The organism is Streptomyces sp. NPDC088923, assembly GCF_044749745.1.
In the GTDB taxonomy this organism is placed as follows: domain Bacteria; phylum Actinomycetota; class Actinomycetes; order Streptomycetales; family Streptomycetaceae; genus Streptomyces.
The window spans coordinates 1052031-1064082 of sequence record NZ_JBIVIO010000001.1; the positions used below are offsets into that span (position 1 = coordinate 1052031).

Consider the following 12052-nt stretch of genomic DNA (forward strand, 5'->3'; position numbering starts at 1 on the left):
GGGTCGCAGAGTGCGGGCATGACGACACCTGAGAAGCCCGCCCCCCGCGCCCGCACCGTCCTGATCACCGGAGCCGGAACGGGCATCGGCCGCTCCGCGGCCCGCGCCTTCGCTGCCGAGGGGGCGCGGGTGTGGGCGGTGGGCCGCCGTCCCGGACCGCTCGCGGAGACGGCGGAGGGGACGGGCGGCCGCGTCGTGCCGCTCGCCGTGGACGTCACGACGCCGGACGGGCCCGCGCGGATCGCGTCGGCGCTGGCGGCGGAGACCCCGTACCTCGACGTCCTCGTCCACAACGCGGGCATCGTGCGCTCGGCCGCGCTCGCGGACCTCGACCCGGCGGCGGTCCGCGCGCAGACGGAGACCAACCTGCTCGCCCCGGCCTTCCTCACCCAGGCGCTCCTGCCGTCGCTGCGGGCGAGCCGGGCGGGCGTCGTCCTCAACGTCACGACCTCGGCGGACGGCCGTGCCTGGCCGGGGAGTTCGGTGTACGCGGCGACGAAGGCGGGCCTGGAGAGTCTGACGCGCAGCTGGGCGGTCGAGCTGGCCCCGCACGGCATCCGCGTGTGCGCGGTGGCCCCCGGCGCGGTGGACACGCCGATCGGTGAACACCAGGGACTGAGCGCGGAACGGCGGGAGGCCGTGCGCGCGTGGCAGCTCGCGCACACCCCGCTGGGGCGGGTCGGGCGCCCGGAGGAGATCGCGTGGGCGCTGACACGACTGGCGGGGTGCGAGGCGGGGTTCGTGACCGGCGTGGTGTGGGCGGTGGACGGTGGGGCGGTGGTGGCGTGAGGGAGGAGCGCGGGATGCGGATCGGTGAGGTGGCGCGGCGGACGGGCGTGAGCGTGCGGGCGTTGCGGCACTACGAGTGCGCGGGGCTGCTGACGTCCCGGCGCGAGGCGAACGGGTACCGCGACTACGCGGACACGGCGCTCGTTCGCGTACGCAACATCCGCCACCTCCTGGACGCGGGCCTGACCCTGGACGACGCGCGGGCCTTCCTCCCGTGCCTCGACGGCGACGTCCTCACGGCACCCCCGTCCCCACGCCTTCTCGCCCTGGCGCGCGAGCGCCTGGCGGTCCTGGAGCGCCGGATCGAGCGACAGGAACGCATGCGGGACCGGCTACGGAAGGCGCTGGGGGACGAGGTCCGGGCTTCGGCCGAGGACGCGTCGCCGCGCACGTGAGGCGCGGCACGTGAAGGAGCGGGCGTGGCGGGCCCGGACCCGCCGCGGGACGGCTCGGTGCGCGGCCGCCTCGGAGGAAGACGCTGCGGGGATGGGGCGTCGGGCGCTGTCCGGCTCAGGCCGCCCGCTCCGTACGGGGGGCGAGCTGGGAGACACGCTGGTAGGAGATGCCGAGCATGCGGGCCGTGTCGCGGACGCTGATGCCGCGCCTGGTGAGGGCGCGGGCCGACGCGGCAAGTGTGTTCCGGCGGGCTTCTTCCGCGCGGGCGGCCTCGCGCGCCGCGTCCTCGGCGTCGCGGATCGCGCGGTGGACGGCCTTGGAGGGCGGAGGCCCGTCGGTCTCCGCCCTCCAGATGATCCCAGGGGGCGCCCCCGGAGGCCATCACGTCACTTCATCGCGCCCAGCGTCACGGCACGATGTTCAGGAGGCGGTTCGGGCTGCCGGAGCCGGGGCTGGTGACGACGCCCGTCGAGGCGCCCGCGACGAGGGCCGAGGAGACCTGGGCCGGGGTCGCCGAGGTGTGGCCCGCGAGGTAGACGGCTGCCGCGCCCGTCACGTGCGGGGTCGCCATCGAGGTGCCGTTGATGGTGTTGGTCGCGGTGTCGCCCGTGCCCCACGCCGAGGTGATCGACGAACCGGGCGCGAACAGGTCCACCACCGAACCGTAGTTGGAGTAGCTGGCCCTCGCGTCCGTGCTCGTCGTCGCGCCAACCGTGAGGGCCTCCGTGACGCGCGCCGGGGACTTGGTCGAGGCGTTCGTCGACTCGTTGCCCGCCGCCACCGCGAACGTGACGCCCGAGGAGATGGCGCGGCGCACGGCCGCGTCGATCGTCGAGTCGGCGCCGCCGCCGAGGCTCATGTTCGCGACGGCCGGCTTCACGGCGTGCGCCGTGACCCAGTCGATCCCGGCCACGACCTGCGCGGTCGTCCCGGAGCCCGCGTTGTTGAGCACGCGGACGCCCACGACCCTCGCCTTCTTCGCGACGCCGTACGACGTCCCGGCGATCGTCGCGGCCACGTGGGTGCCGTGCCCGTTGCCGTCCTGCGCCGTGTTGTCCTTGTCCACGGCGTCGTAGCCGTAGGAGGCCCGGCCGCCGAAGTCCTGGTGCGTGATCCGCACACCGGTGTCGATGACGTACGCGGTGACGCCCTGCCCGGCCGAGTCCGGGTAGGTGTAACTTCGGTTCAGCGGAAGGGACTTCTGGTCGATGCGGTCCAGGCCCCAGGAGGGCGGGTTGGATTGGGTCGCCTCGGCCGTGAAGACGCGGTCCTGGGTGACCTTCGCGACCGCCGGGTCCGCCGCGAGTCTCTTCGCCGCGCTCTCGTCGAGGCGCAGCGCATAGCCGTTGAGGGCCGCCGCGTACGTACGGTCGATGGTGGCGCCGTACTTCTTCGCGAGCGCCTTGCCTGCCGCCGAACCTGCTTTCGGCGCACCGAACTTGAGGGTCACGACGTAGCTTCCGGAGACCGAGCCTGCCACTCCGGCGTTCTCGATCACGCCCTCGGGGGCCGCCGAGGCGGGCAGCGCGACGACGGTGCTGAGCGCGAGCGCGGCGACGGCCGCCGCACTCAGCCCGGCCAGGGTGCGGCGGGTGGTGCGGGGGCGGCGATCTGTCTGAGGTGCCATCTGAAGGGTTCTCCTCGTGGATGGTGGGGTGGGGGTGCGGGCGCGAACGCGAGTCAGTCCCTGTTGTGTGCATGACAAACCAGCATCCGGGCGGCCCGGTACGTGCCGTGCCGGGCCCCGCCGCACGGAATACTCCCGACCGCCACCACCTCCGCACAAGACCGTCCCGCCCTGCTTGGCCGGATGTCATGCGACAGTCATTTCGCGGCAACAGGCAGCCATACAAGGGGAGTTGAGCCAACGGCCAGATTCGTCGCGGGTGCGCCGATGAGCTTCGCCCCCGGGCGCGGTCATCCCTCCGTACGGCACACCGCCACGAAAGGACGCACGTCATGAGCACCGCACCCGTCCCGCCCGCCAAGGGCCCCGCCTCCTACTTCCCCTCCATCGAGCGCACCTACGGCCGCCCGGTCACCGAATGGCTCGCCCTCGTCCGGGCCTCCCCCCTCACCCGGCACGGCGAACTCGTGACCTGGCTCAAGACCGCTCACGGAATGGGCCACGGCCACGCGAACGCGGTGGTGGCGTACGTGCGGAAGGAGGACGGGGCCGGAGGGGCGGCGTGAGGCCCGCTTCCGCCCAGCCCAGGCCCACTTCCCGCCCGCACCCCGGTGCCCCCTCCCGGCGGGCACCGGTCGTGCGGGCGGAGTCACGAAGCGCTCACACACCCGCACCCGCTCCTCCACCGTTACCGCCGGTAAAGTCCATCCCGCCGCCCTACTCTGACCCCGCTGACCTGTGCCGACGCGGGTCGCGCGGCAGAGAGTGGGAGAGCGTGGAGCCGGGATTCATGACTGTGGACTACGGGGTGCGGCCCAAGGCCGCCCGCGCCGAATCCGATGCCGGGCCCAACCGGCTCGCCGTCGCCGGGCTCGTTTTCGGCTTGCTCGGGCTGCTTCCGCTGCCGGTGCTCGGTCCCGTGCTCGCGCTGTGCTTCGGCGTCGCGGGCGGACGCAAGGCGGACCGGGGCGAGGCCGGCGGGCGCGGGATGGCGACGGCGGCGATCGTGCTCGGGATCGTCGGCTGCGTGTGCGCGGTGCTCGGGCTCGTCGTCGTCTTCATCCAGCTCACCGGCTCGCGCGGCGTCTAGGCCAGGCGCCTTCGGGGGCCGTCTCCTCCGGCCGGCTCCCGGCCCCGGTCGCCCGCCCCCGCCGCTACACGCTCAGCGACCGCGCGTAGTTCACCTGCTGCATGACCTGGTGGAAGCTCCACGGCCCGAGCGCCGGGACCATGGTGGAGTGGTGGCGTCCCGCGCTCGTCACGGTCACCTGGATGAAGCCGCTCGTCTTCCGCTCCTTCATGAGCAGGAAGAGGAGACCGAGGCCGCAGAGCAGGATGCCGAAGATGATCGCGAGGATGATGCCGGTCTGGCTGATCTTCTCCTCGGTGCGGGACATGTCGCTCGCGTTCCACACCGAGCCCTTGAGCGGCATCGTCCCGGCGGGCGTGGTGATCTCCGCCTGCGTCACGATGATGTCGCCGATCGCCAGCAGGGGAGCGGGCCCGCCGTACTGCGGAACACCCCCCGGCGGCGGGAAGCCGTATCCGGCGGGCGGCTGCTGCGGGTACCCGTACCCGGCCGGGGGCTGCTGCGGATAGCCGTACCCGGGCGGCTGCCCCGGAGCGCCGTACCCGGGCGGCGGACCCCACTGCGGCCCCTGCGGACCGCCCGGCCCCGGCACCCCGTCCTGCGGCGGCACCCCCTGCGGCGGCACCCCCTGCGGCCCCGCGGGCCCCTTCGTGAACGGGTCGCTGCGGTCGGGACCGGGCGGCGGTGTGGTCATCGGTACTGTCCCCCATACGGGTGAGTCGGAGACGAGCATCGTGACATACGACGAGGCCGCCACCCCGGCGAGGGGTGACGGCCTCGTACGTACGAGAGCCCCGCGACGAATCCGCCGGAATCCCCGTGCGGCTCGTGGGGCCCCGTCAGGACCTCAGTAGCGGCGCGTGATCAGCGCCCGCTTGACCTCCTGGATCGCCTTCGTCACCTCGATGCCGCGCGGGCAGGCATCGGTGCAGTTGAAGGTGGTGCGGCAACGCCACACGCCGTCGCTGTCGTTGAGGATCTCGAGCCGCTGGCTGCCCGCCTCGTCGCGCGAGTCGAAGATGAAGCGGTGCGCGTTGACGATCGCCGCCGGGCCGAAGTACTGGCCGTCGTTCCAGAACACCGGGCACGAGGAGGTGCACGCGGCGCACAGGATGCACTTGGTGGTGTCGTCGAAGCGCTCGCGGTCCTCGGCGCTCTGGAGCCGCTCACGGGTCGGCTCGTTGCCCGTCGTGACGAGGAACGGCATGACGTCGCGGTACGCCTGGAAGAACGGGTCCATGTCCACCACGAGGTCCTTGAGGACCGTGAGGCCCTTGATGGGCTCGACCGTGATGGGCTTGGCGGGGTTCAGGTCCTTGATGAGCGTCTTGCACGCGAGGCGGTTCTTGCCGTTGATCCGCATCGCGTCCGAGCCGCAGATCCCGTGCGCGCATGAACGGCGGAACGTCAGCGTGCCGTCCTGCTCCCACTTGATCTTGTGGAGGGCGTCGAGAACGCGCTCCTTGGGGTCCATCGGGAGCTGGAAGTCCTGCCAGACGACATCGGCGGAGACCTCCGGGTTGAACCGGCGGACGCGCACGGTGACCGTGATGAGGTGGTCCGAGGCGGCCCCGGCCTCCTCCACCTTGTCCATGATCGCGGTAGTCATCAGTACTTACGCTCCATCGGCTGGTAGCGGGTCTGCACGACCGGCTTGTAGTCGAGGCGGATCGCCTCGGTGCCGTCCGCCGAGACCTCGCGGTACGCCATCGTGTGGCGCATGAAGTTGACGTCGTCGCGCGTGGGGAAGTCCTCGCGGTAGTGACCGCCGCGCGACTCCTTGCGGGCGAGCGCCGAGGTGGCCATGACCTCGGCGAGGTCGAGCAGGTTGCCCAGCTCGATCGCTTCGAGGAGGTCGGTGTTGAAGCGGCGGCCCTTGTCCTGGATCGCCACGTTCTTGTACCGGGCGCGCAGTTCGGCGATCTTCTCGACCGCCGTCTTGATCGTCTGCTCGGTACGGAACACCATCACGTTGGCGTCCATGCACTCCTGGAGCTCGTTGCGCAGCACCGCGACCTTCTCGGTGCCCGTCGAGTTCCGCAGGCGCTCGACCTGCGTGACGACCTGCGCCTCGGGCTCCTCGGGGAGCGGCACGAACTCGTTGGCGTGCGCGTACTCGGCCGCCGCGATGCCCGCCCGGCGCCCGAAGACGTTGATGTCGAGCAGCGAGTTGGTGCCGAGCCGGTTGGCGCCGTGCACCGACACGCAGGCGACCTCGCCCGCCGCGTACAGGCCCGGCACGACCGTCGTGTTGTCGGCGAGGACCTCGCCCCGCACGTTGGTCGGGATTCCGCCCATCGCGTAGTGCGCGGTCGGCTGGATCGGGATCGGGTCCGTGTACGGCTCGATGCCGAGGTAGGTACGGGCGAACTCGGTGATGTCCGGGAGCTTCGCGTCCAGCTGCTCGGGCGGCAGGTGCGTGAGGTCCAGGTAGACGTGGTCGCCCTCGGGGCCGCAGCCGCGGCCCTCGCGGATCTCGGTGTAGATCGAGCGCGAGACGACGTCGCGCGAGGCGAGGTCCTTCATGACGGGCGCGTACTTCTCCATGAAGCGCTCACCGTCCTTGTTGCGCAGGATGCCGCCCTCGCCGCGCGCGCCCTCGGTGAGCAGGATGCCCATGCGCCAGATGCCCGTCGGGTGGAACTGGAAGAACTCCATGTCCTCCAGCGGCAGCCCGCGCCGCCACACGGCCGCCTGGCCGTCGCCGGTCAGGGTGTGCGCGTTCGACGTCACCTTGAAGAACTTGCCGGTCCCGCCCGAGGCGTAGATGACCGACTTCGCCTGGAAGACGTGGATCTCGCCGGTCGCCAGCTCGTACGCCACGACCCCGGCCGAGCGCTGGACGCCGTCGACCTCGGTGAGGAGCTGGTCGAGCACGTAGAACTCGTTGAAGAACTCCACGCCCTCCTTGACGCAGTTCTGGTACAGCGTCTGGAGGATCATGTGACCGGTGCGGTCCGCCGCGTAGCACGAGCGGCGCACGGGCGCCTCGCCGTGGTTGCGGGTGTGCCCGCCGAAGCGGCGCTGGTCGATCGTGCCGTCCGGGGTGCGGTTGAACGGCAGGCCCATCTTCTCCAGGTCGAGGACCGAGTCGATGGCCTCCTTCGCGAGGATCTCGGCGGCGTCCTGGTCGACCAGGTAGTCACCGCCCTTGATCGTGTCGAAGGTGTGCCACTCCCAGTTGTCCTCCTCGACGTTGGCGAGGGCCGCGGCCATGCCGCCCTGCGCCGCGCCGGTGTGGGAGCGGGTGGGGTAGAGCTTGGTCAGCACGGCGGTACGGCTGCGCTTGGTCGCCTCGATGGCGGCACGCATGCCCGCGCCACCGGCGCCGACGATGACGGTGTCGTACTTGTGGATCTTCAGCTTCATGATTCTCGTGGCCCCGGCTCTAACGGATGTTCGGGTCGAAGGTGAAGATCACCAGCGTGCCCAGCAGGACGGTGAAGATGGTCGCCGCCCACAGCAGGCCCTTGAGCCACATGCGGGTCATGGGGCGCTCGGCGTAGTCGTTGATGACGGTGCGCAGGCCGTTGCCGCCGTGCAGCATCGCGAGCCACAGCATCAGCAGGTCCCAGCCCTGCCAGAACGGCGAGGCCCAGCGCCCGGCGACGAAGGCGAAGCCGATCTTCTGCACTCCGCCGTCCAGGAAGAGCTGGATGAGCAGGTGCCCGAGGACGAGGACGACCAGGACGATGCCCGACAGGCGCATGAACAGCCAGGCGGCGAGTTCGAAGTTGCGCTGTGGGCTCTTCTTCGTCTTCTTGGTGCGCTGCCGGGGCGGCTCGATGACCGGCGCCGGGTTGTCGACGTCGTAGAGCGAGGCGCCCTCGACGGGGCCGATCGCGGAAGAGGCCGCGGAGGAGGTCTCGGTGGACATCGCGTCAGCTCCCGAACAGTTGACGTGCGGCGTGGCCGAGGACGGAGTAGAGCGAGCCGAGCATCAGCACGACCCACACGACGAGGACCGTCCACAGCATCTTCTTCTGGTGGCGGGGGCCCTGCGACCAGAAGTCGACGGCGATGATGCGCAGGCCGTTGAGCGCGTGGAAGAGGATCGCGGCGACGAGGCCGTACTCCAGCAGCGCGACGACCGGATTCTTGTAAGTGGCGACGACGTCGTCGTACGCCTCGGGGGAGACACGCACGAGCGCGGTGTCCAGGACGTGTACGAACAGGAAGAAGAAAATGAGGACGCCGGTGACTCGATGAGCCACCCAGGACCACATTCCTTCCCGGCCGCGGTACAGCGTTCCAGCCGGCACGGAAGAACCCTCCGGGGAAAGGATTGGGAGCCTGCCGCGATCCATTCCTGTCGACGGTCGGCCCGGCCGGGTACGGTCCACCGGCCCCGGCCATCGTAGTCACGGGCGGGGGTCCGCCCCGCACGGGGGCATGCGGTGTGATCAAACTGGCACGTACGGGCGAAGGAGTCGGCCAAAAGGGTGTGTTCAGGCGTCCGATCAGGGCGGATGCCTGGCGATATGGGGCCCGGCGACGCCCGTTCGGCTCCCTTCACGCGGCTGTGCGCGCGCTGTGCCGCGCGTGTCGGGCAGGGCCGTACGGGGCAGGCGCGCCCGGCGGGACGGTCCCGGCGAGGCCCGGTGTCATCCGAACGAGGGGCCGGGCCCCGGGAATGACACCGTGTCGGCCGCAGCGGGAAGAGGTCTCGTACGGCAGTACAGCGCACCCGAGCAACGAGGACGTGACCCGTGGCCGAGCACCGCCGTCAGCACTTCCCCGACACGGGCGGGCGGCGCCGCCGCGCCGCGTGGGCCTCGATCGCGGCCCTCGTCGTCGCGGCGGCCGTCGCGCTCGGGCTCACGGTGTGGCCTGGCGGCGACCACCGCGGGGACAGGGGCGGTCCGGGCTCGGCGAGCGGCGGCGACGCGCTCACCGTCTCACCGACGCCCGCCGCCTCGTACCCGGTCTCGAAGCCCCCGCGCACGATCCCCTCCGTACGCGACTTCGACGCCGCGCGCGGCCCCGGCTGGAAGCCCGCGAAGTCCGCGCGGGTCCTCGCCGGGGACGAGGGGCTCGCGGACGAGGCCAAGCTCCTCGCGGGCGAACTCGGCATGAGGTACGGGGGCGACGCGGACCCGGAACGCGGGGACGTGTGGCTCGGGCTCGACGAGAAGGCGAAGGACGGGGACGCGGACGGCGGCGAGGAGGCGTACACCCTGCGCGTCGCCGCGGGCCAGGCGCGTATCACGGCGGCGGGGCAGGACGGGGTGTGGTGGGGCACCCGGACGCTGAAACAGGCCGTGCGCGCGGACGGCACGGTGCCCGAGGGCACCGTGCGCGACCGGCCTGAGAAACCGCAACGCGGGTTCATGCTCGACATCGCCCGCAAGTGGTACGACGAGGCGTGGATCAAGGCGCGGATCGCGGAGATCGCGGACCTCAAGTACAACCAGTTCGGCCTGCACTTCTCCGATGACCAGGCCTTCCGCGTCGAGTCCTCCTCGCACCCCGAGATCGTCTCGGCGCAGCACCTGACGAAGGCGCAGGTCCGCTCGATCGTCTCCTACGCGGCGGCCCGGCACGTCACCGTCGTCCCCGAGATCGACTCGCCCGGCCACCTCGGCACCGTCATCAAGGCGCACCCGAAGCTCCAGTTGCGGGACGCGGCGGGCAAGCCCGTCGAGGGCGCGATCGACATCGGGAACCCGGACTCGGCCCGTATCGTCGACGACCTCCTCAAGGAGTACGCGAGCCTCTTCCCCGGGCGGTGGTGGCACATCGGCGCCGACGAGTACCAGGCCCTCGTGCGCTCCGACCCCGAGGCGTCCTTCCCCCGGCTGGCCGCGCTCGCCCGTAAGAGGTACGGCGCGAAGGGGCGCGTCCAGGACCTCGCCCAGGCGTGGCTGAACGACCGCGCGAAGACGGTGCGGGACGCGCGCGAGGGACGGATCGCGCGGGCGTGGAACGACGGCTTCTTCGCCGAGGGCCAGGTCGTCGCCGACCGGAAGGTGGAGGTCGTCTACTGGACGGGCAAGGAACTCGGCGCCCGCTCGCCCGCCGACTACCTCGCCGAGGGCCGCCAGGTCCTCAACTACAACGACGAGTTCCTCTACTACGTCCTCGGCCAGCCCAACACCTTCACGTACCCGACCGGACAGCGCATCTACGAGTCCTGGACCCCCCGCGTGCTGCGCGGCACGCGCGCGGTCCCGGCGAGCTACGACCACCTCATCGAGGGCGGCGGCTTCGCGGTCTGGGGCGACTTCCCGAACGCCCAGACCCAGGACCAGGTCGCGACGGGCATCCGCATGCCGCTCCGCGCCCTGACCGAGAAGCTCTGGCCGGCAGCGGCGAAACCGGCCCGGAGCTGGACGGACTTCCAGGCGGTGTCGCGGGCGATCGGCTGAGGGAGGGACGGAGACGGGGGCGCGCGCCCGCCCGGTACCGCCTCGGCGGTCGCCTGCCCCTCGCCGCGACGGGCGTCGGCCTCGGCCTGCGCGCCTTCGCTTTCGCCCGCGCTCCAGGACCAGCTCATCGCCGCGTACGAGCCCGGCCGGGGCCACGACGACACCCGCACCCCCGCTGAGCTGCGCCGCCTCCTCGCCGAGATCCGCCGCGCCGACCACGCGGAGGGCGCCCGGACCCGCCCGTGGCCGGTGAGCACGGTGGCGGCCCCGGTCCGCGACGGCACGTCGGTCGTGGCGGCCCTCTCGGTGGGCCCCCGCGAGGGCTTCTCCGGCGCGGGCTTCACGCCGGCGGTGTGCGCGACGGCCCGTGCGATCTCCCGGGCGCCGCGGGGGGACGAGGCGGGGGCAGTGGGTGCGGGCCGGGCGTGAGGGTACGGGGTCGGCGGGCCTCGCGCGGGCGCTCCGCGACCTCAACGAGGTGCGTCCCACACCGTCATGGTGCCGGTGTAGTTCCCGCTGTCCTGGTCGAACGCTCCGGCGGTGACCACGGCGACGCGCCCCCGCCCGGACTTGACGCAGTACCGCTTGCCGGCGGTGACGGGCAGAGTCTCCGAGCCCTGCGTGGTGATCAGCTCCGCGCACTGTTGCCGAGTCGGCTTCGCGGGAGCGTCCCAGCGGGCGACGGTCGGCGTGCTGGTGAACAGTCCCCCGCCCAGTCCGTACATCTCGTCCTCGCGGACCTCGCCGGTCTGGTCGTAGTGAATCCAGAAGCTGGCTCCGGTGTTGCTCGACAGCACGGACGGTGGGTCCGAGTCGAGGTTGATGTACGTCAGTCTCACCCTGCCCGACCACAAAGGAGTGTCCGTCCGGGGACTCGGGGATTCCACGGCCTTCGACGCGCTTGCCGGTGGCGCGGCGGCCGTCGGTGAGGCTGTGCCGTCGGACCGCGCCGAGTCGCCGGGGAGTGCTGATCGACGGCTCTCCGTACCACCCGCCGTCGGAGCCCCGGCGAACTTGACCACGACCGCCACGACGACGACGACCAGCACGACACCGACAAGAATCATGACCTGGATCATCGGGTGGCGGAAGACCCTGGCCTGGTCCGCCGCGTAGTGATGGTGATGTTCGGTGTGCTGGTCGATCCGCTGGTCGCCACCCGCTTGGTTGACTTGCCCGTGCCCGGACGCGCGTCCTTGGCTGCTCACCGACTCCGCGAGGCGCTTTCCTCGCCCTTCCGGCCGCGGCGGGCTCATCGCTCGGTGATGTGCTGGTCGCGCCCTGCCTGGTACACGCGGCCCTTTCCGGTCGCGCGGCCGATCATCCGCACCTCTCCGACATCCGCGCTTCCGCGCGAGGATTCCGGCTGCAGTTCGTCGAGGAGCTCACGAAGCGCGGCGGCGATGTCGGGTCTGTCCCTGAGCAGGCGACGTACACGCCCCTGCCACTCCGCACGCAGTTCCGCCTCGGACAGCTCATCGCCGTTCTCACGGGAAGCGAGCAAATCCGCCCGCCCGGCGTCGAGTTCGGCCGCGATGGTTTCGGCGCGTTCGGGATGGGCGCGCTGCCACAACGCGATGAATCCGTCCCGCGCACAGCCCCAGGCGTCTGATGCCATCGCGCCGACGAGCGTCACTCCAGCCGTTCGCGCCAATTCCACAGCCATGTCCAGGCCCATCACGCCCCCTGTCCTCGGTAGCGCTACGTCGTACGGTCGACATCGTCGATGAGAAATATAAGGCGTATTCGCTCTGCGGGAGCGGGAGTTGACCTAGTGGAGCC

General features: G+C 71.6%; 13 protein-coding genes. 5 read left to right on the top strand and 8 right to left on the bottom strand.

Annotated features, from left to right (window positions below; translation table 11 throughout):
• The first annotated feature begins 18 nt into the window (after positions 1 to 18).
• Positions 19 to 789, top strand: coding sequence for an SDR family NAD(P)-dependent oxidoreductase (locus ACIP4O_RS04975; protein ID WP_401571568.1), 771 nt, complete (start codon positions 19 to 21; stop codon positions 787 to 789).
• Between the two features lie 14 nt (positions 790 to 803).
• Positions 804 to 1184 (top strand): MerR family transcriptional regulator, encoded by a 381-nt coding sequence (locus ACIP4O_RS04980; RefSeq protein ID WP_401571571.1) that lies wholly within the window; start codon positions 804 to 806, stop codon positions 1182 to 1184.
• 407 nt (positions 1185 to 1591) lie between these two features.
• On the opposite strand, the gene ACIP4O_RS04985 is transcribed toward ACIP4O_RS04980, so the two are convergent.
• A complete protein-coding gene (locus ACIP4O_RS04985) occupies positions 1592 to 2812 on the bottom strand; it encodes a S8 family peptidase (RefSeq protein ID WP_401571574.1) in 1221 nt (406 codons plus the stop codon).
• A 332-nt stretch (positions 2813 to 3144) separates the two neighbouring features.
• Here ACIP4O_RS04985 and ACIP4O_RS04990 point away from each other — a divergent pair, with 332 nt between their 5' ends.
• Complete coding sequence (locus tag ACIP4O_RS04990) at positions 3145 to 3378, top strand: DUF4287 domain-containing protein (protein WP_401571577.1); 234 nt, start codon at positions 3145 to 3147, stop codon at positions 3376 to 3378.
• 224 nt (positions 3379 to 3602) lie between these two features.
• Positions 3603 to 3902, top strand: coding sequence for a DUF4190 domain-containing protein (locus ACIP4O_RS04995; RefSeq protein ID WP_361335232.1), 300 nt, complete (start codon positions 3603 to 3605; stop codon positions 3900 to 3902).
• Between the two features lie 64 nt (positions 3903 to 3966).
• Here ACIP4O_RS04995 and ACIP4O_RS05000 read toward each other — a convergent pair whose 3' ends face one another.
• From ACIP4O_RS05000 to sdhC, 5 genes are all read right to left on the bottom strand, one after another.
• On the bottom strand, positions 3967 to 4596 hold the full coding sequence (locus ACIP4O_RS05000; RefSeq protein ID WP_401571579.1) for a hypothetical protein: 630 nt from the start codon (positions 4594 to 4596) through the stop codon (positions 3967 to 3969).
• 153 nt (positions 4597 to 4749) lie between these two features.
• Positions 4750 to 5511, bottom strand: coding sequence for a succinate dehydrogenase iron-sulfur subunit (locus ACIP4O_RS05005; protein ID WP_361335226.1), 762 nt, complete (start codon positions 5509 to 5511; stop codon positions 4750 to 4752).
• A complete protein-coding gene (gene sdhA, locus ACIP4O_RS05010) occupies positions 5511 to 7265 on the bottom strand; it encodes a succinate dehydrogenase flavoprotein subunit (protein WP_401573830.1) in 1755 nt (584 codons plus the stop codon). Before sdhA ends, ACIP4O_RS05005 begins: the two co-directional genes overlap by 1 nt.
• Before the next feature lie 25 nt (positions 7266 to 7290).
• Positions 7291 to 7779, bottom strand: coding sequence for a succinate dehydrogenase hydrophobic membrane anchor subunit (locus tag ACIP4O_RS05015; protein ID WP_164287240.1), 489 nt, complete (start codon positions 7777 to 7779; stop codon positions 7291 to 7293).
• 4 nt (positions 7780 to 7783) lie between these two features.
• The gene (gene sdhC, locus ACIP4O_RS05020; RefSeq protein ID WP_008747624.1) at positions 7784 to 8164 is read right to left on the bottom strand and encodes a succinate dehydrogenase, cytochrome b556 subunit; all 381 of its coding nucleotides are present in this window, start codon (positions 8162 to 8164) and stop codon (positions 7784 to 7786) included.
• 447 nt (positions 8165 to 8611) lie between these two features.
• Between sdhC and ACIP4O_RS05025 the strand changes: the two genes are divergently transcribed.
• Entirely contained in the window at positions 8612 to 10270 is a 1659-nt protein-coding gene (locus ACIP4O_RS05025; RefSeq protein ID WP_401571584.1) for a glycoside hydrolase family 20 protein, read from the top strand.
• A 470-nt stretch (positions 10271 to 10740) separates the two neighbouring features.
• Here the strand turns inward: ACIP4O_RS05025 and ACIP4O_RS05030 are convergent, their stop codons facing one another.
• Positions 10741 to 11478: a hypothetical protein gene (locus ACIP4O_RS05030; RefSeq protein ID WP_401571586.1), complete on the bottom strand. Its 738-nt coding sequence runs from the start codon at positions 11476 to 11478 to the stop codon at positions 10741 to 10743.
• 44 nt (positions 11479 to 11522) lie between these two features.
• A complete protein-coding gene (locus ACIP4O_RS05035; protein WP_401573832.1) occupies positions 11523 to 11948 on the bottom strand; it encodes a hypothetical protein in 426 nt (141 codons plus the stop codon).
• Positions 11949 to 12052: the final 104 nt, after the last annotated feature.